Origin of the sequence: Bradyrhizobium sp. LB14.3 (genome assembly GCF_040547985.1) — a bacterium.
Lineage (GTDB): Bacteria > Pseudomonadota > Alphaproteobacteria > Rhizobiales > Xanthobacteraceae > Bradyrhizobium.
Genome location: NZ_JBEPQT010000034.1, coordinates 21,022 through 43,320 on the forward strand (window position 1 = coordinate 21,022; position 22,299 = coordinate 43,320).

The 22,299-nt window shown below is 61.8% G+C and carries 21 protein-coding genes; 7 read left to right on the forward strand and 14 right to left on the reverse strand.

Annotated elements, in window-relative coordinates; translation table 11 throughout:
• Nucleotides 1-12: 12 nt before the first annotated feature.
• Nucleotides 13-1,110 (reverse strand): glycosyltransferase family 4 protein, encoded by a 1,098-nt coding sequence (locus ABIB00_RS34350; protein WP_354069404.1) that lies wholly within the window; start codon nucleotides 1,108-1,110, stop codon nucleotides 13-15.
• 20 nt (nucleotides 1,111-1,130) lie between these two features.
• Complete coding sequence (locus ABIB00_RS34355) at nucleotides 1,131-2,165, reverse strand: glycosyltransferase family 2 protein (protein WP_354069406.1); 1,035 nt, start codon at nucleotides 2,163-2,165, stop codon at nucleotides 1,131-1,133.
• A gap of 524 nt (nucleotides 2,166-2,689) precedes the next feature.
• Between ABIB00_RS34355 and ABIB00_RS34360 the strand changes: the two genes are divergently transcribed.
• Genes ABIB00_RS34360 through ABIB00_RS34370 form a run of 3 tightly spaced genes read left to right on the forward strand, consistent with a single transcriptional unit; the run spans nucleotide 2,690 to nucleotide 6,055 of the window.
• Entirely contained in the window at nucleotides 2,690-3,286 is a 597-nt protein-coding gene (locus ABIB00_RS34360) for a TVP38/TMEM64 family protein (RefSeq protein ID WP_354069408.1), read from the forward strand.
• 5 nt (nucleotides 3,287-3,291) lie between these two features.
• Complete coding sequence (locus ABIB00_RS34365; protein ID WP_354069409.1) at nucleotides 3,292-4,338, forward strand: lysylphosphatidylglycerol synthase transmembrane domain-containing protein; 1,047 nt, start codon at nucleotides 3,292-3,294, stop codon at nucleotides 4,336-4,338.
• Between the two features lie 49 nt (nucleotides 4,339-4,387).
• Nucleotides 4,388-6,055, forward strand: coding sequence for an ArnT family glycosyltransferase (locus ABIB00_RS34370; RefSeq protein ID WP_354107436.1), 1,668 nt, complete (start codon nucleotides 4,388-4,390; stop codon nucleotides 6,053-6,055).
• Between the two features lie 62 nt (nucleotides 6,056-6,117).
• On the opposite strand, the gene ABIB00_RS34375 is transcribed toward ABIB00_RS34370, so the two are convergent.
• The 4 genes from ABIB00_RS34375 to ABIB00_RS34390 form a co-directional block, all read right to left on the reverse strand.
• Nucleotides 6,118-6,891: a class I SAM-dependent DNA methyltransferase gene (locus ABIB00_RS34375; protein WP_354107437.1), complete on the reverse strand. Its 774-nt coding sequence runs from the start codon at nucleotides 6,889-6,891 to the stop codon at nucleotides 6,118-6,120.
• Nucleotides 6,888-8,009 carry a DegT/DnrJ/EryC1/StrS family aminotransferase gene (locus ABIB00_RS34380; protein ID WP_354069412.1) on the reverse strand — a complete coding sequence of 374 codons (1,122 nt, stop codon included), beginning with the start codon at nucleotides 8,007-8,009 and terminating at the stop codon, nucleotides 6,888-6,890. The genes ABIB00_RS34375 and ABIB00_RS34380 overlap by 4 nt, the downstream gene beginning before the upstream one ends.
• Nucleotides 8,009-8,395 (reverse strand): cupin domain-containing protein, encoded by a 387-nt coding sequence (locus tag ABIB00_RS34385; protein ID WP_354069414.1) that lies wholly within the window; start codon nucleotides 8,393-8,395, stop codon nucleotides 8,009-8,011. The genes ABIB00_RS34380 and ABIB00_RS34385 overlap by 1 nt, the downstream gene beginning before the upstream one ends.
• Before the next feature lie 62 nt (nucleotides 8,396-8,457).
• Nucleotides 8,458-9,675: a class I SAM-dependent methyltransferase gene (locus ABIB00_RS34390; protein WP_354107438.1), complete on the reverse strand. Its 1,218-nt coding sequence runs from the start codon at nucleotides 9,673-9,675 to the stop codon at nucleotides 8,458-8,460.
• A 989-nt stretch (nucleotides 9,676-10,664) separates the two neighbouring features.
• Here ABIB00_RS34390 and ABIB00_RS34395 point away from each other — a divergent pair.
• Nucleotides 10,665-11,978, forward strand: a complete 1,314-nt coding sequence (locus ABIB00_RS34395) for an aminotransferase class III-fold pyridoxal phosphate-dependent enzyme (protein ID WP_354069418.1) — start codon at nucleotides 10,665-10,667, stop codon at nucleotides 11,976-11,978.
• Here the strand turns inward: ABIB00_RS34395 and ABIB00_RS34400 are convergent, their stop codons facing one another.
• From ABIB00_RS34400 to neuB, 8 genes are read right to left on the reverse strand one after another with little or no spacing between them, the layout of a single operon-like run.
• Complete coding sequence (locus ABIB00_RS34400; RefSeq protein WP_354069420.1) at nucleotides 11,979-12,644, reverse strand: LbetaH domain-containing protein; 666 nt, start codon at nucleotides 12,642-12,644, stop codon at nucleotides 11,979-11,981.
• Between the two features lie 4 nt (nucleotides 12,645-12,648).
• Nucleotides 12,649-13,425 (reverse strand): imidazole glycerol phosphate synthase cyclase subunit, encoded by a 777-nt coding sequence (locus tag ABIB00_RS34405; protein ID WP_063995631.1) that lies wholly within the window; start codon nucleotides 13,423-13,425, stop codon nucleotides 12,649-12,651.
• 10 nt (nucleotides 13,426-13,435) lie between these two features.
• Nucleotides 13,436-14,074 carry an imidazole glycerol phosphate synthase subunit HisH gene (hisH, locus tag ABIB00_RS34410; protein ID WP_354069422.1) on the reverse strand — a complete coding sequence of 213 codons (639 nt, stop codon included), beginning with the start codon at nucleotides 14,072-14,074 and terminating at the stop codon, nucleotides 13,436-13,438.
• Nucleotides 14,075-14,118: 44 nt separating this feature from the next.
• On the reverse strand, nucleotides 14,119-15,300 hold the full coding sequence (locus ABIB00_RS34415) for an N-acetyl sugar amidotransferase (protein ID WP_354069424.1): 1,182 nt from the start codon (nucleotides 15,298-15,300) through the stop codon (nucleotides 14,119-14,121).
• A 37-nt stretch (nucleotides 15,301-15,337) separates the two neighbouring features.
• Complete coding sequence (locus tag ABIB00_RS34420) at nucleotides 15,338-16,150, reverse strand: SDR family oxidoreductase (RefSeq protein ID WP_354069426.1); 813 nt, start codon at nucleotides 16,148-16,150, stop codon at nucleotides 15,338-15,340.
• Nucleotides 16,147-17,187: a nucleotidyltransferase family protein gene (locus ABIB00_RS34425; protein ID WP_354069428.1), complete on the reverse strand. Its 1,041-nt coding sequence runs from the start codon at nucleotides 17,185-17,187 to the stop codon at nucleotides 16,147-16,149. The genes ABIB00_RS34420 and ABIB00_RS34425 overlap by 4 nt, the downstream gene beginning before the upstream one ends.
• A gap of 6 nt (nucleotides 17,188-17,193) precedes the next feature.
• Nucleotides 17,194-17,826, reverse strand: a complete 633-nt coding sequence (locus ABIB00_RS34430) for an acetyltransferase (protein WP_354069430.1) — start codon at nucleotides 17,824-17,826, stop codon at nucleotides 17,194-17,196.
• Entirely contained in the window at nucleotides 17,823-18,905 is a 1,083-nt protein-coding gene (gene neuB / locus ABIB00_RS34435) for an N-acetylneuraminate synthase (protein WP_354069432.1), read from the reverse strand. Before neuB ends, ABIB00_RS34430 begins: the two co-directional genes overlap by 4 nt.
• A gap of 178 nt (nucleotides 18,906-19,083) precedes the next feature.
• Here neuB and ABIB00_RS34440 point away from each other — a divergent pair, with 178 nt between their 5' ends.
• The 3 genes from ABIB00_RS34440 to ABIB00_RS34450 all read left to right on the forward strand — a co-directional run bounded on the left by ABIB00_RS34440 (nucleotide 19,084) and on the right by ABIB00_RS34450 (nucleotide 22,265).
• Nucleotides 19,084-19,830, forward strand: a complete 747-nt coding sequence (locus tag ABIB00_RS34440; RefSeq protein WP_354069434.1) for an acylneuraminate cytidylyltransferase family protein — start codon at nucleotides 19,084-19,086, stop codon at nucleotides 19,828-19,830.
• Nucleotides 19,827-21,020, forward strand: a complete 1,194-nt coding sequence (gene neuC, locus ABIB00_RS34445) for a UDP-N-acetylglucosamine 2-epimerase (protein ID WP_354107439.1) — start codon at nucleotides 19,827-19,829, stop codon at nucleotides 21,018-21,020. The genes ABIB00_RS34440 and neuC overlap by 4 nt, the downstream gene beginning before the upstream one ends.
• A gap of 90 nt (nucleotides 21,021-21,110) precedes the next feature.
• Nucleotides 21,111-22,265, forward strand: coding sequence for a phytanoyl-CoA dioxygenase family protein (locus tag ABIB00_RS34450; RefSeq protein WP_354069438.1), 1,155 nt, complete (start codon nucleotides 21,111-21,113; stop codon nucleotides 22,263-22,265).
• The last annotated feature ends 34 nt before the right edge of the window (nucleotides 22,266-22,299 follow it).

The window sequence follows — 22,299 nt, forward strand, 5'->3', positions numbered from 1 at the left end:
TCCGCCGGAAGACTAAAGTCGGGATGTGTATCGGGAGCGGATCTCCTTCCAGAACTCCACGTACTTTTCTGCCATGCGAGTCCACGACAACGATTGGACCTGCTGCAGCCCCCATTGCCGCAGCTCGGCATAGCGCTCGCGGTCATTCAGAAGCAGCGAGATCCGATCGGCCAGTTCCGAGGGCGAGTCAGGATCGACTAACGATAGTTCGTGGGTAAAGAATTCCGTCGAATCAAGCGTACGACCGGTGATTGCCGGCGTTCCGCACGCCATGGCCTCGACCGCACTCAGGCCGAATCCATACCTGGAGGGAAACAAGAACAGATCCAACTCAGAATAGAACTGCCTCATGTTCTCCTCGGGCACGAAGCCGACAAATTCATATCGATCCGGCGGAATGTTCTTGCGCGCCAGATCCTTCATCTCTTCCAGTTCATTGCCGCCGCTTGCGATTGCGAGGAACGCATCCGGATTCTGCCTGGCAACGTCGGCAAAGGCGAGGATCGCGGCATCGAGACCCTTCGCCCGCTTGGCTTCGCCCAAAAACCCGATGCGGAATTTGCGCTTGGGAATCGCGGCATCACACCAGAATCTGCTGTGGTCGATGCCAAGCGGGATAACGCCGATACGATCCGCCGGCACGCCGAACATGTCGACCACCTGTTTGGCCGTCGATGGAAACGGCACGATCAGTCCGTCGCTATGCCGGCACGCGAATTCGATGCAGCGGCGCTTGATGGAGTATTTCAGGAAATTGTCGTAACCCCGCGCCAGAAAGGGAATGAGATCGTAAACCCCGGTGACGACCGGGCGCTTGCGCGCCAGAATTATGAAGATCGACGACACCGAATAGACGCCGAACCAGACGTCGTGCTGGACGCCGCGCAAATCCCACAGGAAATTCGGTGCCTGCCTAAGCACCGCGGCTTCGGTGAGGAGCATGCCGCGATCGTGGAAGACGTAAGGCTGCCCAATGGCATCGAGGCCTGTGACCAACTCCGCAATCACCCGTTCCAGGCCGCGTCCAGTGTCGCGTCCGATAGACAACGGAAATGCGCTGATGCCGACCTGGTTCAACGAAGCCGATACCGGCGACACGTCGCGGGTCATTGATTGTGCGCCGGGTGCAATCATGAGGCGTCGGTCGATGCGCGCCCGGAATGCACTTCGCTCAGCTTGCTTGGGGCGCTGGTCACCTTCATAATCGCGCCGTTCTTGACGATCTCGCGAACCGAATAATAGCGCTCAGCGGATATCGCATAGTAGATCTTGATCAGGATGTCGGTCAGGATTCCCAGCGACACGAACAGCAGCCCCGCGATGAAGCTGAAGACAGTCAGCAGCGGCTCCAGCGTGCTCGACAACTTCCTGTCGGTGACGAACAGCCAGACCGTGCGCAAGCCGAAAATCGCCGCGATGAGGAAGAACAGAACGCCGATGCCGCCGAGCAGATGGATCGGCCTGACCGAATAGCTGCGCCAGAACCAGAGCAGCACGATATCGGCGAGGCCCTTGATGGTCCGGACCGCGTTATATTTCGACGTCCCGCTCCGGCGCGGCCTGTGATTGACGGGCAGCTCTCCGACGGAGAACCCCCGCATTTCAAGCAGCGCCGGGATGAACCGGTGCATTTCACCGTACAGATGGACGTTGTCGAAGCACTCACGCCGGTAGACCTTCAACGAACAACCGCTGTCGTGAATGGTGTCGTTGAGAAACACCTTGCGCAGCAGGTTTGCGCCGCGCGAGACGAAGCGCTTGCCAAATGTATCCTGCCGGTGGACGCGCCAGCCCGAGACAACGTCCAAATTGTTGGCCTCCAGATGCGCAATCAAATTGGGAATGTCGGCGGGGTCGTTCTGCCCGTCGCCATCCATGGTGATCACGTATTCGTACTGGGCGGCGTGGCAGCCGGCGTCGAAGGCGGCGGTCTGTCCAAAATTGCGCCGAAAGCGGAACACCGTGACGTTCGCCATCGAACCGGCGACGCGCGCGCTGTTGTCGGTCGAGCCGTCGTCGACCACGATGATCTCGCGCACCCAGCCGCGCGCATCGCAGACGCCGTTGATCTCGTCGATGAGCGCAGCGAGGTTATTCTCCTCATTCATGACCGCGATGACGACGCTCAGCCGTGGCTCAACGGACACCTCAACATTGCTCGTCATCTTTGTCCCTCAGAACGGTAGTCGAGATCGAAAGCATCTGGTTTGGCGAACCAGGATACCTGAGCAGATCCATGTTCGCTTTTTGCGAAAGAATGAAAGCCGAGGCATCGCGGTGACAGGAGGCCGTCTGCGCCTTCCGGGCTGTCAACACCATTTCCCCTTGCGGGGACGCCCCAAGGGACTTGGCCTATCCTAATCTGACCACAGAGGGAAGTACCGCGCGGCTCCAAATAGCGACTCAGCCGTCCGTGGCCGGAACGCATCACCTAGTGGCCCTGGGGCTCGCGTCTCAGGCAAATTTGCCTGGTTTTAGCCTGCCCCCCATCGTCCTGAAGGCGCCTATAGCCAAGGCTATTTTGATTTGCTAGAGGATCGCTCGTATTAGTGCGCTTTCCGTTTGGGCCGGTTCAGGTCAGGCTGCAATAAGCCCTGTTGGTGCGAGAATACATGGGTTGTTGGAAATCGGCGGCAATGGCTCCAGCACCCATCACGGGCCGCGAAGGATCCGGGCTACTACTGGTCTGATGACGGAAGCGCTCAGCAATTGGCTTCAGCATTTTGGTAGTTTGACGCCGGTTTCCGCGGCGGCACTTTGCCTGGTATTTCTGTTGACCGCCTTCGTAGTCTTTCCTCGCACCGTGCTGATCATTGTGGCGGGCGTGGCGTTCGGGATGGCAGCTGCTCCAATCATTCTGCTGAGCGGGACCGTCGGCGGGATCCTTGCGTTCTGTTCGTCGCGATACATCGCTGCAAACTGGTTCCGCCGAAAGCTGGAGACGAGGCCGACGCTCAAGGTTGTCGCGCAGGCCGTGGACGAAGAGGGCTGGCGCATCATTGCTCTTTCGCGCCTCGGGGCACCCGTTCCCAGCGCATTGCAGAATTATCTGTTCGGACTGACAAAGATCGACCTCGTCAGTTATTCGATCGCGACCTTTGTCTTCAGCGCCCCGCAGGTATTCCTGTTTTCCTTTCTTGGCGCGACCGGCAGGGCCTCCCTGCTCAATGATGGGTCCTCAGGCGTACCGCTTGGGTTTCCGCTGGTGGCGCTTTTGCTTACCGCCACGATCATCGCCCTCATTACGCGGCGCGTAAGAACGCTGCTGGTGCGGCTCGAACGCTGATCGGATTGAAGCTCGATGCGCGCCCTCAAGCCGCGGCGGAATCCATCTCAAAGGCCGAATCATTGATGCGAAGGTTGTTATCGATCCTGAAATTTTTGATCATCCCGGTCGCCATAGGGCTCGTCGTCTGCCTCAGCGATGTCAGGGAAATTTATGCGGATGTGGTTCGCTCGAGCTTTGCCTGCGACGCAGCGGCCTTCGTGCTATCCATGCTTGCCGTCGGCTTGAATGCGGTCAAATGGCAGCTTGTTATCCCTGCGCTGAGGGTGGTGGACCTCTTCAAGGCCGCCCTTATCGGTCAGTTCTACAGCTTTTTCTTTCTCGGACAGGCCAGCGGAGAAGCCGCCAAGATTTACCTGATTTCCCGCGGTTCGGGTAACGTCAGCGGTGCGGCGGTCTCGGTCCTCACCGACCGGCTGACATCCTTCATCGGGATGCTGTCTGTCTCGGTGATCGGCTTTGGGATGTCCTCCAGTCACTACCCACCGAGACTTCAGCACATTGCGCTGGCGAGCCTGGTCTTGCTGATCGGGACCTTGATTGCGCTGCGTCACGACGCCGTCTTCCGTTGGGCCGAACGCGTTGTGACGTGGATCGAAGGTTCGACGAACGGCTATTCGGTCGCACTCGCCAGGGAATTGCGGAACGCTATTCGGCAATGGCATGTGGCGGTCAGTCAGTGGTGGCGGGTGGTGATGGGCGTATCGATCGGGGCGCTGGTGCACATCGTCAACGTTCTGACATTCATTGTTCTGGCGGTCGGTATCGGTATCAAAATCGACTTCGCCGATTGGTGCTGGATCGCCGGACTGGTAAGCATTGCGGGGCTCATTCCGATCACAGTCGGCCAGATAACTGCGGGAGGTGCGCTTGTGGCACTGCTCCGTCTGCAAGATGTTTCAATGGTCGATGCACTGGCGCTTGCGACCCTTGTCGTGGCCGTCACTTGCCTACTTGCGGTCATCGGAAGTATTCTCGAATGGCATCGCTTGCACGCTCGGGACGCGGTGCCTGCGCCATCTGCCACGGACGGAATATCGAATCCATCATGATCTCGCGCCTAAGACCGTCTGTCGACCTTCCAGCTGCGACGATTTGACGATGCAGGCACACGACCGAGCATCGCATCCGGCCGGCGATATTGTCGGAGAAGCCAACAATCGTCTCGCCTGCTGGATGCTGCTGGCTTGTCTGCTGTTTGCAATCGGTCAGCTCGTATTCAACGCCCTTACGCTCGACACCTGGATGGACGAGGGCAAGTACCTGATGAAGGGCTACTGGTACCTTACCGGTCAGATCGCACCCTATTCCGCGCTGGATCCGACCTGGTACATGCCGCTGCCATTCTACACCGTCGGTTCGATGGAGCGCTTGTTCGGCACCGGTTATCTGCCCGGCCGCGCGCTGATGATCCTGTTCGCAATCGGGTGCCTGGTGTTGGTTTACCTGGCCGGCGCGCGGATCGGCCGTTCTCGCCTTGCCGGTGTCGGCCCGGCCATCCTCGTCGTGGGCTATCCCGTAACCCTGACTTATTTTGCTACCGCTACGCCCTATGCGATGGTGAGTTGTCTGTCGCTGGCGATGATCCATATCCTGCTCGCTGCGAACGCACGACGGATCGCCTATGCGATTGCCGGCGGTATTCTTTGGGCGTTGTTGTTCGCTCGGCCCGACATGCTGCCGTTTGCCATGATCCCGACCGGCTGGGCCCTCCTGATCGAACCCAGGCGCAAGCTGCAGTGCTTCACGATCGGCTTTCTGACGTTCCTCGCCGCATCCATGGCAACACTCTGGATATTCGGACGTGGTTTGGTGGATGTCGTTCTGGACACGCCGGGGTTGGCGCAGATTGCCATGGCGCTGGGGGTGCCGGCGGCTCCAACCTCCAACATCCTGCCGCTTACGGTGTCACCGCTGGACCCTGTGGTGCGGCTCCGTGAAATCCCGGTCTATTTCAACTCATATTTTTTTCGACCGTATTTTGTTGTGTCGGTGATCACGCTGGCGATGATCGGGCTGCGGATTGTTTCAGCCAGCCGCTCGAGCGAGGGGCGTCGACTGAAACCGATCGACCTGATCCTGGCTTATTTTTGGATCACCGCCATCCTGCATTACATGCTGTCGCTGTCTTACTGCGTCGACTGCATTATTCCTTACACGAACTACTTTCTGCCCGTTGGCGCGCTTGGCGCGGCGGCCCTAATTGGGGAGATATCCAGGCTTGGGCGCAGTCGCCAACTGGTCTATGTCGCGCTCGGTGGCCTCTGCATCACAGGCGCGGTGATGCATGTCTTTCCTTCTTTCCCTTCTCTGTTGCGCCCGCAAACCGAAAAAGTGCGGACAGCCGCAACGGACATTTCGCGTCAGTTGCGGCAGAGCCTCCCTCCAACAGGCCGCGTTTTTGTCCTGAGCGATCGCGTCGAGGTCGCACAAGCCGTTTGGCTGGCCGGCGGCGTGATCGAGCCGCGATCCCTATACCTGCCCACGGTCTTACGTGAGCCCAAGCCCGGATTGACGAACGAGCAGCGCGACAGGGTCAATTCGGCGATCTGGGAAGCCGGCTTCTGGAGCGAGGCCAGCATGCGGCTCGCGCTGGTCCAGGACTACCAGACGCTGCTGATCGAGCGCCGCAAGGACTATGGCGACACGCTTGTCGGGACCGTGCGCGACGGCATTCCATTCGGCGACGTCGTGGCTAAGCATTTCGCGCTCACGGCCAGCTTCGCAGTCGGAGAGCGGACGTTCGAGGTCTACCGCAGGCACGAGTAAGTGGCGCCTGGCGGCAAGTAGAGATTAGGTCGCCTTCCCAAATGGCCTGCTCGGCAAAAGCATCAGACCGCGACCGCGACCATAGCCGCAGCCCATTTACGCGAACTCGCGGGCGTATTGATGTCCGGGAAACCGGTCAGCGCGAGCAACTTAAATCCGCTGACCCGAAGCATCAGCTCGAGCTCAAGCGGAAAAAAATACCGAACCTGGTGGGTTTCCTCTGCTTGTCCGAGGACAGTGTTGCCCTGCAGGCGCATGACCTTGACCGTGATTTCGCAGCGCTGGCTGTCAGGCAGATGCAGGCCTGAAGAGGACCTAACGACGACCGCGTCGCCAGTCTCGAACCTTCGGGTGTTCTCACCCGGCGGATCCACGACCACGGCCGGCCCATACCAGAAGTCTGCGATCAGCAATCCGTCCTGTCGCAGATTCTTCCGCGCCGCGCCGAGCGCGTCCAGGGCATCGTCATTGCTGCTCATATAGCCGATGACGTTGAAATTCATCAGCGCCGCGTCAAACGGTGATTTGCCCGAGAAATTCCTGATATCGCCGGAAAGAAATTCCGGATTGGCACCGAGTTTCATGTGCGATGCGCGGTGGCGTGCGCGCGCCACCATCGCTTCGGATTGATCGACGCCGGTTACGTCGAAGCCATCGCCTGCGAAGATCACAGCATGCTTGCCGGTTCCGCAGCCGAGATCGAGCAATTTCTTAATCTCGCCGCGCCTGAATTTCGCGATCAGGTTCTCCACCGCCTCGCATTCGGCGGCGTAGTTCTTTTCGGCGTAGACCGTATCATAGGTCGCCGCATAGGAGTCGTTGAAGACGCCCGTCACGAAAGAACCTCACGAACCGCGGCGCTGACGCGATCGATCTGCGCTTCGGTCAAGCCAAGTCCGGAGGGAACATACAGGCCGCGGCGCGCCAGCCGCTCCGTCACCGGATAGCTGCTTCCGACAAAAAGGCCTCGTTCGCGCAGGACCGGTTGCTCGTGCATGCCGAGGAAAAGCGGCCGTGTGTCGATCCCCTTTGCACGCAGGCGCTTCGCGAACTCGACGGCGTCAAAGCCAACGTCATCGACGAGGATCAGGCAATACATCCAGTAGACGTTCTTTGCCCATTCCCGCTCGATCGGTAACGTGATCTGCGCCAGATCGGACAGCCGTTCACGATACGCGACGGCCATCTTTCGCTTGCGCCGGATGTGATCTTCGACGCGGTCGACCTGAGCCACGCCGATCGCAGCCTGCAGATTGGTCAGGCGATAATTGTGACCGATTTCGGTGTGATAGAACCGCCGCTCCGGGCGGAAGCAAAGATTGCGCAGGGAACGCAGCCGGGCGGCATAGTGGTCACTGCTGGTGACGACCATCCCGCCCTCGCCTGTGGTCACAATCTTGTTGGCGTAGAAGCTGTAGCAGGCCATGTCGCCGAAACTCCCGACACGGCGGCCCTCGACTTCCGCACCGTGGGCCTCCGCGGCGTCCTCGATGATGCGCAGATCATGCTTGGCGGCAAGCTTCATGACGCGACGCATGTCGACGGGATGCCCGAACATGTGCACCGGCATGATCGCGCGTGTCCGCCGCGTGATCGCGGCTTCAACCTGATCGAGATCCATGCACCAGGTTTCGGGATCGCAATCTACCAGCACCGGCACGCAATCGGCCTCTAGTATCGCGATAGCGCAGGAGATGATGGTGTAGGACGGCATGATGACCTCGGAGCCGGGCTCGAGACTCAATGCCTTCATGGCGACCTGAAGGGCCGTGGTGCCATTACTGACCGCCACACCGTGCGCGACGCCGCAAAACTGCGAAAATTTCTGCTCGAACTCCTGGATGAAGCGCCCTTCTGAAGAAACCCAGCCGGTTTCGATGCACTCGTTGACAAGGGGAGCCGTGTTGTCTCCGATCAGGGGCTCGGAGACCGGAATGAACGGGGCCGCTTCCATTACGACCTCGGTGCGATCAGGGGGACGTCGAGACGAAAGGTGTCCTTCTCGTAGTCCTCGCCGCCGCGCGGGCCGCGGGTCAGCACCAGAAACGTCGTGTCTTCCAGCGCCTCAAAAGCGTGCCGCTCGTGGGGAACACTAAGGATGAGATCGTTAGGCCCCATGATCGCCTCGACTGGCGCCTGGTCCGGCATTTGCGAAACGGTGCGAAGCTTCCCCGACAGTACGTACAGCCACTGCCACGTCTCCTTGTGATAGTGGTTGGCGCGAACCGCGTGCTTCCGGCTGTGAATGATGGTCGCGTACTCGATGGGTTCCCGCTGCAGCACGTCGATGATTTCCCCGCGCGTATCCGCAAAGGAAATTGGAAGCTTTTTTAAATTCATCTCATGACTCCCTGCTGCCGATGGCAAGTTGAGTTGCCTGGCAGGAACTAGTTGGAAAGATGTCAGCCGACGATCCTGGGCGTCGGAATCGGGATGATGAACTTGCCGCCCCGATCCGAAAACTCCTTCAGGTTGTTCATGATCTCTTCGGCAAAATTCCAGGCCAGCAGAAGCGCATAATCAGGCTGGTGCTTCAGTAACATATCGTCCGGAACGACTTCAATGTTCATCCCCGGCGTGTAACGGCCGAGCTTCAGCCTGGACTTCTCGGTGACGAAGTCGAGGAAATCGCTGCCCAGTCCGCAATAATTCAGCAGGGTCATTCCCTTTGCCGGCGCACTCACGGCGACGATCTTGCTACCGCTTTGCTTGAGGCCGGTCAGCATCGCCCGAAGCGCCAGGCGGTTGTTGGCGACGCCCTGCGCGAACTTCCGCAAGGTATCCAGCTCGTAGATTTTCTCGCGCTCTTCATTGGCCAGCATCTGTTCGACGATCGGAGCGACCGGGCTGGTCGAGACGCCGATCTTGCGCACGAACAGGCGGATCGAACCGCCATGGATGTCGCGCAGTTGCACGTCGAATATCTCCATGCCGAACTGTTTGAAGAACCGCACCAGCGGCTTCACCGACAGATAGGACAGGTGCTCGTGATAAATAGTGTCGTACTCGAGGCTGTGCAGCAGTTCGAGGAAATAGGGAGCCTCGATGATGAAGGTGCCACGCTCGGCGAGCAGGATGGAAACGGCCTGCATCAGATCATGCAGATCGCCGACATGAGCGAAGACGTTGGTTCCGGTAATGACCGAGGCCTGCCCCTTGCTGGCAACGACCTTCTTGGCGCTTTCGCTGTTGAAGAACGCGGCGACGGTCTCGATGCCGTTTTTGTTGGCGATCTCCGCGATGTTGGCGGCCGGGTCGACGCCGAGCACCTTGGTGCCCTGCTCCTTGAACATCTGCAGGAGCACGCCGACATTGCTGCCGATATCGACGACCAGATCATCCTTGGTCAGCCCGAGCAGGCGCGTCGTGGTGCGAGCAAACTCCCCCCAATGCCGGCGGCCGGCCGTGGTGGTCGAGGATTCGTAGGGATAGTCGTCGCAGTAGAGAATCTCGGGCGGCACTACATAGTTGAGCTGGATCAGCCCGCACTCTTCGCAGACCGCGACCTGCAGTGGGTACGCATCCCGGTGCTCGCTGAGCTGGTGCTTGTGCAGGAACTGATCGGCCGGCGGCATCTCTCCCAAATCGAGAAAGAGCGCGAGACGCTCGCTCGCGCACATGCGGCAATTCTTTACGAACATAGGTCGGCCCATCATTCAGGGGTTGAAGGCAGTCGCCAGTTCCGCGACTCCAGCTGGAGACTGTTTCTAAGAACACACTTCCTCCGTAAAATCGAGAGGGTTGGAGGGCATGGATTAGTGCAGACTTTAGCCTCGCGGACCGCCCAAATAATGCCGCAGGATGTCATTCCGGTTCAGCTGCCCTCCACCGCTCTCAATTGGCGCTGACGACCGCTTGGGCGGCCTCAACAGCAAGTTCCGGTCTACTCCCAGAGCAACAAAATCCGACGGATCGAGTGGCCTTTAACGATCAAAATTACAAGAACATTTCAGGAACATCGGCCCCTGAGACGTGAACCGAGTTCGCGGAAACTGGTATTTGGGCACCACAATCAACTGCTGACGCAGTACTCCTATGTCCCAACCATGTTGGTGTTTCGAGATGCGCACTCCCAATGTCCTCGCACCAACACCGGCCGTTGACTGATGAGAGGAAGCTAAGCGCGTTGAGGGCACCGTCGAAGCGCGCGCCGTCCGAGGATAGCGGTCGAGCTTCGCGAGACGAAGCGCACTGCCCGTGAATGGGCCGCAGCATCCGCAACGATGCGCTATGGGATTGCCGGGGAACTAACAGCTTTCCGCCGACGAGATCGCGAGCTCATCAAATGCCGCTGACCTCCACTCTTGCAAACGATCAGACTCCGCTGACGGTTGCCCGGTGAGGATCACTCTCGGCAGATGCGCGCAATGGGCTTGCGCGACGTCCTCGCTTACTACGCCGGCTATCGCTGCGGCCACAACGCGGTCCTGGCCGCGGATCGATGGTCTGACGACTGCGGCGATCGGATTTTGAGTCGCTCTTCATCTGCCCGGCTTGCGCCACCTCACCGTTGCAACGGGCCCTTTCTGCCAAGGCACCAGAGCTCCTTGCAAGCTGGTGTCGCTTTGAGGTATCGACCTAGGTTGCACGACCGTATTGGAGAAGCGCAATGTCTAATTCCGCTCAAGCGCTCTACGAGCGTGCCCGCGCCGTTATGCCCGGTGGCACCCAGTTGCTATCGAAGCGTCCGGAGATGTTCCTGCCCGGTCAATGGCCGACCTATTTCAAATCGGCCAAGGGCGCGGAAGTTGTCGATCTGGACGGAAAGACCTATCTCGACATGAGCTATTGCGGCATCGGCGCCACCATCCTGGGTTTTGCCGATCCCGACGTCGATGCTGCGGTGAAATCCGCGATCGACCTGGGCTCGATGTCGACCTTGAACTGCGCCGAGGATATTGAGCTTGCAGAACTCCTGGTCGAGCTGCATCCCTGGGCCGACATGGTGCGGTTCGGACGCGCCGGCGGCGAGGCCATGGCGATCGCGGTGCGCATCGCTCGCGCCGCGACCGGCCGCGACATGGTGGCGTTCTGCGGCTATCACGGCTGGCACGACTGGTACCTCAGCGCCAATCTCGGCGAGACCACCGCACTCGACGGACATCTGCTGCCGGGCCTCGATACCAAGGGTGTGCCGCGCGGCCTCGCCGGCCTGATGCACCCGTTCCACTTCAACAAGCTCGACGAGATCGAGGCGATCGTCGTCGCCCATGGCGAGCGGCTCGCCGCAATCGTGATGGAGCCGGTGCGCTCTAGTGAGCCCGAGCCATCCTTCATCAAGGGCATTCGTACACTCGCCGACCGCTGCAGCGCCGCGCTGATCTTCGACGAGGTGACGTCGGGCTTCCGCATCAATTCCGGCGGCGCGCATCTCGCTTACGGCGTCGATCCTGACATAGCCGTGTTTGCCAAGGCTATCGCCAACGGCTTTCCGATGGCCGCGATCGTTGGCCGCGCCTCGGTGATGGACGCCGCGCAGGAGACTTTCGTCAGCTCGACGGCATGGACCGAGCGCGTCGGCCCGGTCGCGGCACTTGCCACCTTGCGCAAACATCGCGAGCAGAACGTCGCGCGGCACCTGATGCGGATCGGTAAGCGCGTCCAGAAGGGCTGGACCGACGCGTCGCAGGCCGCCGGCCTACCGCTGCACGTCTCCGGCATCTCGCCGCTCGGCCATTTCGCCTTTGACCTGCCCGACGCCCAGGGGGTGCGCACGCTGTTCACGCAGATGATGCTGGACCGCGGCATCCTCGCAACCGGCTCGTTCTACGCGATGTGGTCGCACACCGACGCTCATGTCGATCGTTACCTGGAAACGGTGTCCGAGGTATTCCGCGAGCTCCGCACCGCCGTTGACCAGAAGGCGGTCAAGCAGTTGTTGCGTGGCCCCGTCGCTCACTCCGGATTCAAGCGGCTGACCTGATCAGGTCGTCATTCCGAAAATATCGCGCACCACGTTGCGCGACGTCGGCGAGCGCGCTGCCTTCGGATAGATCCCGTGCAAGACGCTATCGGCAGCAAGCGTGCCGCCGTCAATCACGATTGCACCCGTCGAGACGAAGGAGTTATCGCCCACGGCCGTCTTGCCGATGACGCGGCTGCCGCCGTACATCACGATGCCGCGGCCGAACGACGGGTAGTCATTGTCGAGGTTCGCACCCACCGTGCAATTGTGGTAGCAGATAAAATAGTCCGAATAGCTGGCGCGGCCGAGTACGGTGCCCACCGGATGCTGGACCGCGAACACGTCAGGCAGCTCCACCTCGTAGAACGCGTCGAGCGCGTGCAGCGCCTTGTTCATTGCGTAGGCCTTGTCCGCGATGGGGTGGCCTGGCCATTCGCGAAAAGCTGAATTGGCAAGGAAATAGAGGAAGATCGCATACTGGTCGGAGTGCCAGTGCGAGAATCGAGCCTCGCCGTTCGCAAAGAACCCTTTCAGCCGCAGCCGCGAAAAGCAATGGTCGACCCGGCCGAGTGCAAGTTCGACGAATTTCGGGAGGTCGCCGAGATCTGCGCGATCAGGAAATAGGTTCTCGAACTGCTTTCGCACATAGATCGCAAGATCGGTACGGGCCAGGGAAAGCTGCACGGTGCTAATTCCTGCTCGAGAAGCTAGCGCGCACGTCGAGACCGCGCGAGAACAGATGACTACGCAACTTTATCGGGCTGTGATCGGTAAAGAGGAACATCGAGGAGATCGCCACCGCCGAAGCTCCAGCCTCGAGTGCGTCGATCGCATGCTGGAGCGAACCGCAGCCGCCGGAGACGATCAGCGGCACGCTCAAGACGCTTGCCGCCTTGTGGATCAGTTCGAGATCGTAACCACTCATGGTGCCATCGCGGTCGATCGAGCCGAACAGCACTTCGCCACAGTGCAGGTCTTCGCAGCGCTGCGCCCATTCGATCGGATCGAGCGCGACATGCTCGCGGCCTCCGTCGATAAATACGCTGGCGTGGTTGGGGCTGATCCGCTTGTAGTCGATCGACACCGTCATGCACTGGTCGCCGAATGTGCGTGCTGCCTCGCGCAAGAACTCCGGGCGCCGCACGGCCTCCGAATTCACCGACACCTTGTCGGCGCCGGCGCGGAGCAGCATGTTGACGTCGTCGAGCGTCTTGACCCCGCCGCCCACCGTGAAGGGCATGAAAATCTCTTCCGACATCCGTTCGATGATGTCGACCACGCGGCCGCGCGAGGCCGCGCTCGGCACGATGTCGAGCACGATCAACTCGTCGACACCGTAGTCGTTGTAGACTTTAGCGGTCGTCACAGGATTGCCGGCGGCGCGCTCGTTCTCGAAGAAGCGGACATATTTGACGAGTCTGCCGTCGCGCAGCAGAAATTTCGGGATCAGGCGCTTCTTCAACATCGCGAGAACTTCAGGGATTCCAGCGCAGGAAATTGCTCATCAGCTCGATCCCGGTGTCCTGGCTCTTCTCGGGATGGAACTGCGTGGCGGCGATATTGTCCCGTGCGATGATTGCGGTCACCGATTGGCCGTACTGGGCGAAGCCGACCACATCGCCTGCATCCCTGCAACGCATCGCGAAGGAGTGCACGAAATAGAAGGCCAGATTGCTCTCGCGGATGTTGGCAAGGATCGGATGGTCGCGCTCCTTCGCCACCATGTTCCAGCCCATATGCGGGATCTTCAAAGCGGGATCGTTCGGCATCAGCCGCAGGACGTCGGCATCGAACCAGCCGAGCCCACGATGCGCGACGCCGTCGTCGACATGCTCCTCGGACGTGTTGGCGAGCAGCTGCATCCCGAGGCACACGGCTAGGAAGGGCTTGCCCTTCTCGCGGACGTGGCGCTCCAGCATCTCGTCGATGCCACGGGCGCGGATGTTGCTCATCGCATCGCCGAACGCACCGACGCCGGGGAGGATGACGTGGGAAGCATCCGCAATCGCAGCGGCGTCAGGGGTCACGACCGGATCGAAGCCGCAATATTCGACGGCGTTCTTCACCGAGCGCACATTGTTGATGCCGTAATCGACGATCGCTACGCCTGACATCGCCTGCTCCCCGGCGTTTCGACGCGCCGCCCGTCAATCCTCGCCTAGCCCTTGCCGCCGCCGATCTCGACGCCGGGATGGTTCGGCCACGGCACTTGCGTGTTGTTCCACTTGTCCATGTCCGGCATGCGGCGTCCCGGCTCGACCGTGTTCGGCGAGAACTGCCAAGGGCTGACCTCGTGCTTGATCGCAATCCCCAGGAACTGCTCCTCGGTGAGTTGGAGATAGTCGAGGAACAGATCGAGGCTCGGCGGCCGCTTGCCATCGAACTCGCGCACCAGCGCTTCGCCCTGCTCGCGGGTCATGCGCTTGTTACGGATGTCGATATTGGCGAGATGGTTGGTCCGGCCCATGCCGCGCTTGATGTACTTGAGGTAGTCGCGCACGCCCTGGAAAAAGCACTCGATCTTCTCGTAATCGTACTCCGGCGGAATGCCCTCGACCTCCTGGCCTTTCCAGCCGAGCTCGCGCTTGATGATCTCAACGTGCTTCTTGGTGTCCCACTTGATGTAGCTGCCGAGACAGATCGAACGGCACTTGATCCGCATCAATTCCTTGCGCGGCGGATAGACGAACGGATACAGGTCGCGCTTGGCAACGCGGCCCCCCAGAAACTCGTACATGTCGTCGGCGGTGATGCCGAGATTCATCGCGCGGTTGAAGCGCTTCTCGTCGACCTCTTCCATCTCGTCGTAGGAATAGAATGACTGGTATTCGGCCAAACTCTCGCCCCAGAACAGCAGCGGCGTCTCGTAGCGGATCGCGATCTGCATGGTGTGGGCGTAGATGCCGGTATGGCAGTGCCAGCAGAAATCGCCGCGGCGCTTCAGCGATTCCAGCATCAGCTCACGCACGACATGCCAATTCGGCGTGAAGTTCAGCACGTCGACACCGAGCTGCTTGAACACGCTGGTATTGTTCTCTTCGATCAGCGGACGATAGAACCAATGGTCGAAGCGCACAACCAACGGCTTCAGACCAAGCGTCTTGACGACGTACCAGAGCTGGAAAACGCTGTCCTTGCCGCCCGAATAGGGCACGATGCAGTCGTACAGCCCCTTGTCGCGGTATTTCGATACCAATTCGAGCATCTGAGCGTGGCGCTCGTCCCAATTGATCTGGGTGTCACGGACCTCGATCTGGGCGCAGACGCTGCACGAACCAGAGTCGTCGAACGACGTGGCCTCTGCCGTTTCCGGCAATAAGCACTTGCTACAGCTCAACATTTCGGAGATTCCTGCAATTGCATGATTTGCCGTTGGCTTACCACGCCGTCCACCCCCCGTCGACCGCAATGCACTGGCCCGTCACATAGGCTGCTAGGTCGCTCGCGAGGTAGGCCACAGCGCCCTTCATATCGTCCTCGCGTGCCATGCGGGCAAGCGGCGTCCGGGCTACATAGCGGCTCAAAAACGGCTCCGGCGTGGCCCTGAAGACGCCCCCCGGCGCCACCGAATTGACGCGCACCTTTGGCGCCATGGTGGTGGCAAGCCAGCGCGTCATCTGGATCAGCCCGCCCTTGCTCGCGGCATAAGCCGCCGGGTTCCCCAGCGCCGTCCCCTCGTAGAGCCGCCAATCCGGCCCCGCGAGCCCGTAGATCGAGGAAATATTGATCACGCTGCCATGGCCGGACTTGCCGAGATCCTCTGCCGCAGCCTGGATCAGCACGAAGGGCGCGGTGAGGTTGACCTCGATCGCCCGCCGCCAGGTCGCGTCCGATTGCTGCTCGAACGGCACCGCCCAGCCCTCGAGCCCGCTGGTGCCGACGAAGGCCGCGCAATTGACGATGATGTCGATACCACCAAACGCCTCGCGCACCCGCCGCGGCAGATCCTTCACCGCCGCGCTTTGCTCGAAATCGCAGTCGAACATCGCGACCTTGACCGAATGACTTGCCGTAAGCTTCGCGGCGGCCTCCGTGCCGGCGGGCGCAGCGATGTCCACCAGCGCGATGTTGGCACCGAGTTCGGCAAGGCCGCCCGCGATCGCGCGGCCGATATGGCCTGCGCCGCCGGTGACAACAGCGACGCGCCCGTCGAGCGACATCAGCTCCCGGAGCGAACGTTCGGTGCTCATCCAAAGATCCTCTGGAACTCGTCGGACGCGCGCTGGAGGTCGTCGAGCCGGCCGACGTCGATCCAGTATTCCCGCAAGGGAAACACGACCGACGGCTTGTCCTTGGCGATGGTGCGCTCGATCAGCGTCGGCATGTCCACGGCTTCATTGGCGTCGAGATGGTCGAGCACACCGGGATCGAGCAAATAGACGCCGGCATTGACGAAGAATTTCTGGGTCGGCTTCTCGCGAATGCCGAGCAGGCGATGATCGTCGAAGTCGATCACGCCGAACGGTACCGTCACCGAATGCTCGCGCACGCAGACGGTGGAGAAGGCCTGGTGCTCGCGATGATATTTCAGCATCTGCTCGAAATTCACCGTCGTCAGCAGATCGCCGTTCATGACGAAGAACGGCTGCCTGGGCCGCTCCGGCAACAGCGACAGCGCGCCGGCAGTGCCGAGACGGGCGTTCTCCTGGAGGTAGTCGATCTCGACGCCCCAGGCCGAGCCGTCGCCGAAATACTCCCGGATCATCTCGGCCTTGTAGTTGACCGAGATGAAGAACTTGCCGAAGCCCGCCTTCACGAAACCGCCGAGCACGGTCTCCAGGATCGGTTTGTCGCCGACGCGAATTAGCGGCTTCGGAATCTCGTCGGTGAGCGGCTTCAGCCGCGAACCGAGGCCGCCGGCCATCAGCACGACCCAGTGATCGGATTGCTGCGCAAGCGCGAGGTCGTCGATCAGCTTGACCTCGATCACCCGCCCGTCCGCATCGACCAGCGGAAGCTGGTGGATCGAATGCTTGCGCATCAGATTGAGGGCGGCCGGATTCGAGATGCTGACGGGCGCCGTGATCGGCGAGCGGTTCATCACGAGGTCGACGGAGGCGTCGAGGCCAATTCCGCCGAGCAGCGCGCGCCGCACGTCACCATCGGTGACGGTGCCGACGATCCGGCTGTCGCGCTCAACGATGGCGAGTTGCAGCGTGCCCTGATCGATGCGCCGCAGCGTCTCGATCAACGGCGTATCTTCATTGACGACAAACGCACCCTTCATGACAGACTAATCCCTGACGCCGCCGGCAAACCCGCCGGCCGTGACATCCCTTGCAACCACCGCGCCCGCGGCAACGATAGCTCCGGCGCCAACATTGACGCCGACCAACACCACGGCGCCCGCGCCAACATGCGCGCTCTCGCCGATCGACACCCCACCGCACAGCACCGCCCCCGGCGCGACATGCGCGTGATCGCCCACGACGCAGTCATGCTCCACCACCGCGCGCGTGTTGACCAGGACGTTCTGCCCGATCCGCGCCGCCGGTTGAATGACGGCGCCGGCCATCACCTGCGCACCGTCGCCGAGCTTTGCATCGGAGGCGATCACCGCCGATACATGCGAGATCACTGGAAATTTGTAGCCCAGCGCGGCAAACCTGCCAAACAAGGCGCGCCGCCCCGACAGCCCCGAATCGCTGCGCGAGGCGCGATTTCCCAGACCATTGACGAGCTCGACCTTCTCAGCGCTCATCTTCAGGATGTCGTCGTCGGATCCCGTGATCGGAATACCGCCCAGCTTTTCGCCCACACGCGCTGCGTCGCGATCAATCACGCCGTCGGGACGGATGCCGCGGCTCAGCAAGGCCTCGATGACGACGCGGGCGTGACCGCCCGCGCAGAGCACGATCAGGCTCATGGCTCCAGCGCCTCGTTGGCCGCGTAATTGCGATGCGCGGTCTTGCCGAGCCAATTCCAATATTCGATCGGCGCGACGCCGTTGCCGGGCCGCTTTACGCCAAGATTGGCTTCCGTGAAGCGCTCGCCGGCGCGCACGGGGGCAAGCGCCACGAGGCTGCGCCGCGCCACCGCACGGTTCGGGATCTCCTCCGGCGCGGGCACCTTGCGCCCGTCGCCGAGCGCGGCCTCGACATCGCGGATCGAGGCAATCATCGCCGCCATCTCATACGGCTCGATCGAGGCGCGGTGGTCCGGTCCCGGCAGGTTTCGGTCGAGGGTCAGATGCTTCTCGATCACGCCAGCCCCGAGCGCCACGGCGGCCGCTGCGATGTGGATGCCGCGGCTGTGATCGGAGAAGCCGACGGGGAGGCCGAACGCATCGCGCAGCGTCCCCATCGCGCGCAGATTGATCGATTGCGGATCGGCCGGGTATTCGGTCGTGCAATGCAGGAGCGTCACCTTGGCGCGCAGCTCCGTCCACGTCTCGCGATCGAGCAGGAGTTTCGCGAAGTCGCCAGGCGCCGGCCTTGCCGTCGCATCGCTGAGATAGCCGAAGGCGATGACGCCGAGTGCCTGCTCCACCTCGGCAAGCGTGCCCATGCCTGTCGACAGAATGATCGGCAGGCGGAAGCGCGAAAGATGCAGCAGCAGCGGCGCATTGGTGAGGTCGCCCGAGCCGACCTTCAGCGCGGAAACGCCGATGCGGCGCACCAGATGCGTGGCGCTGTCGGCGTCGAACGGCGTCGACATGTAGGTGATGTTGGACGCCGCGCAGGCGGCGGCTATGCGCGCCTCGTCGTCCTCGCTCAGCTCGAGCGCGCGCAGCATGTCGAGCTGCGATTGCGCATTACCGGTGGCCGCCTGCTGATAGCTCGCCTTCGCCGCCTCGGCGGTCGCAAGCTTGTCGGCGCGGAACGACTGGAACTTGACGACGTCGGCCCCGGCCATCGCAGCCGCGTCCACCAGCGCAAGCGCGCGGTCGCGATCGCCGTTGTGGTTGACGCCAGCCTCAGCAATGATCAGGGTTCGGCGATGCATGGGCTTTCGTTGCTGGGGCAAGGCAAAATCGCCTCGCCAATCAAGCGGTTGTCTTAGTCGAGTACACTGGTAAAAGCAACGCAAGCGGGCAGCTTGCGGCGTTTCCCCAAAGGCCCCGAAAGGACGACGAATGACGCCGATTCCCGAACGGCGCTGGCAACGGGATTGCGAAGAACAGATGACGAATTCGCCTGAGATTTTGTTCCTGCTGGTCGGCCGCGGCGGATCCAAAGGCTTGCCCGGCAAGAATTTGCGCGAGATCGGTGGCCTCAGCCTGACCGGCTACAAGGCAATTGCGGCCCGGCAGTCCCGCTACTGCACCCGCCTGATCGTTTCCAGCGACAGCGCGGAGATCCGGGCCGAGGCAAAGCGGCATGGCGCCGAGGTGCCGTTCGAGCGACCGGCCGAGCTTGCCAGCGACACCGCCTCCTCCAACGACGTGGTGCTGCATGCCATGGACTGGATCGAGACGCATGAGAAGCGGCGCTACGACGCCATCATGCTGCTGGAACCCTCTTCGCCCTTCGCAGCACCTAAGCACTTCGACGAGGCCGTCGAACTGTTCGCGGCGCGCAAGGCGAGCCTCGTGGTCGGCATGCGCGAGACCGAGGTCTCCTCGATCTTCGTCGGCACGCTTGGCAAGTACGGCTCGATCGGCGGCATCGTCGAGAAGATGCTGACGACCACGGCGCAGCGGCGGCAGGACCAGGCGATCGAAGTCACCATGAACGGCGCGCTCTATCTCGTCGGCTGGGACGCGATGCGCAAGCATCGCAAGATCTACGCCGATCCGCCCGCGAGCTACGGCATCATGATGGACCGCATGCATTCGATCGAGATTGAGAGTGCGGCTGATCTCGCCTATGCGTCCTATGTCATCGAGCACGGCATGCTCGACGCGTCACCCTGGCGGCAGCAGGCATGAGCGCACGCCGCCGCATCGCTGTCGTCACGGGCTCGCGCGCCGACTACGGCCTGCTGCGGGGCATCCTGACGCGGCTCAAGGCGGCCGACGACGTCGCACTAAGCGTGATCGCATGCGGTACGCATCTGGTGCCACGCTTCGGCGAGACCTGGCGAGCGATCGAGGCCGACGGCTTTCCGATCGCCGCGAAAATCGATCTCGCGCTCGACGACGACCGCGCCGAGACCGTCGCCCGCGGCACCGGCATCGGCGTGACCGGCTTTGCCGAGGAGCTGCCGAAGCTCGCACCCGACATCCTCGTTGTGCTCGGCGACCGTTACGAGGTGCTGGCCGCCGCGGTCGCGGCGACGCTTCTCAACATTCCGATCGCGCATATCCATGGCGGCGAGATCACCGCGGGCGCCTTCGACGACGCGATCCGTCATGCCATCACCAAGATGGCCTGCCTGCATTTCGTCGCGGCCGAGTCCTATCGCCAGCGCGTGATCCGGATGGGCGAGCAGCCCGATCTCGTCTTCAATGTCGGCGCGCCCGGCCTCGATCTGGCGGATAGCGCGGCGCCGCTGACCCGCGCCGAGCTGTTTGCAAAGCTCGGTATCGCCGGCCCCGAGCGCTTCCTGCTGGTGACGCTGCATCCGACCACGGCGCAGCCTGGAGCCGACGCCGCCAATGTCGATGCCCTCCTCGCCGCGCTCGCGGAGCTCGAGGACCGCAGCTTCATCTTCACCGGCGTCAACGCCGATCCAGGCTATCGCGCCATCGACGACGCGATCAGGGCGTTTGTCGCGACACGCCCCGATCGCGCCCATCTCTTCACCTCGCTCGGCAGTGAGCGCTACTGGGCCGCGCTGCGGCTTGCGGACGCCGTGGCCGGCAACTCCTCCAGCGGTATTTTGGAGGCGCCCGCCGTCGGCGTGCCCACAATAAATATCGGCGACCGCCAGAAGGGCCGGCTTCGCGCCGCGTCGATCATCGATTGCCCGGCCGATTCGGCTGCCATCCTCGCGAGCCTCACGCGCATCTTCGAGGGCCGGTTCCAGCCCGATCCGGCCCTGGTCCCGCCCTATGGCCGCGGCGGCGCGTCCGAGGCGATCGCTGGAACCCTTCGAAAGATCGACATCGGGCGCGCTTTTCCGAAGCATTTTCATGATTTAGCGGCAACACGGGAATCGCCCAGCACGACCGGATAACTGTCCGCGATTATTGCCTGTGCAGCGCCTCTGGCTGTATAGATCGGGGCGAACTTTTGACGAACCGCGCTCGTTCCGGGAGAACGCGACATGACGACGATCGATTCACTTTCGAACGCGGCGCCGGTGGCACGCGCCGTCGAGATTGGTGAACTTCCGGTTCCGCCCTATGGCGGCAACACGCTTCCTGCGATCGATTATGACGCGCATCCGGCCTATGGCGGCATGCTGCCCAAGCCGACCTCCCGCGAGCGGCTCTATGCGCTGAACGTGTTCCTGCGAACCTTCGCCTTCGTCACCATTCGCCGCATCGTCGACTACGACAACATGCCGCTGCTGACCAAGGAAGCGGGCTTCAGCGGCCTCAATGCAAGGACGGCGCTGCGCTACATGTCGATGTTTGCGCGCATCCGCGCGAGCCGTGCGATCGGCAGGCTGACCGGCGCGCGTCGTCCCGCAAGGCCGGCGAACCCGTCGCTGCTCAACAAGATCAAATCCGACGGCATCGTCTGCCTGACGCTCGGGCCCGACGAGCTCGACCAGATCCGCAGGGTCACCAATCCGGGCTTCGCCAAGCTCGACGAGCGCCGCGCCAACATTCCGCCGGAGAAGCGCAAGTTCGACGACAACGTCTACTGGTGCACACGCGCCGCTGATCCCCAGGCGTTCGCGACCGTGGAATCCATCTTCAAGCGCTACGGCATCATGGAAGCGGCGAGCGCCTATCTCGGCCGGCCGGCCGGCGTGAAGCACGTCAACGCGCAGATCAACGACCAGGACCTCGCGTTCTGGAAGCGCGTATTCCCGGATACCCAACTCGCCGATCCTTGGGGCAGCTACCTGCACATCGATGCCACCTACGGCATGCTGAAATGCGCGATCTACGTCCACGACATCGGTCCGGACGGTGGCCCGTTCTGCTACATTCGCGGCAGCCAGAACGCGAAGATCGGCTGGTTCGAGGGCATGATCCGGCGCACCAACGATTTCTCCGGCTTCTCCGGCCGGCGGCCCGACGCGCGCAAGAAGTTTATGGCGCTGCCGGCGTTCCTACGTAAGAAAGCGGACTTCGGCGGCGACCTGCTGGACAATTCGCGCGATGTGACGCGCCTGCGCGAGGGCCATTTCGCCGCGACCTCGAACTACGGCAATTGCGTGCTGTTCGACGGCAACGGCGTGCATCGCGGCGGCATGGTGAACAAGGGCGAGCGTCGCTGCCTATTCATCCTGCTCGCGGAAATCTGACGCAGAGGGCGTCGATCACGGCTACGCGCCTTCC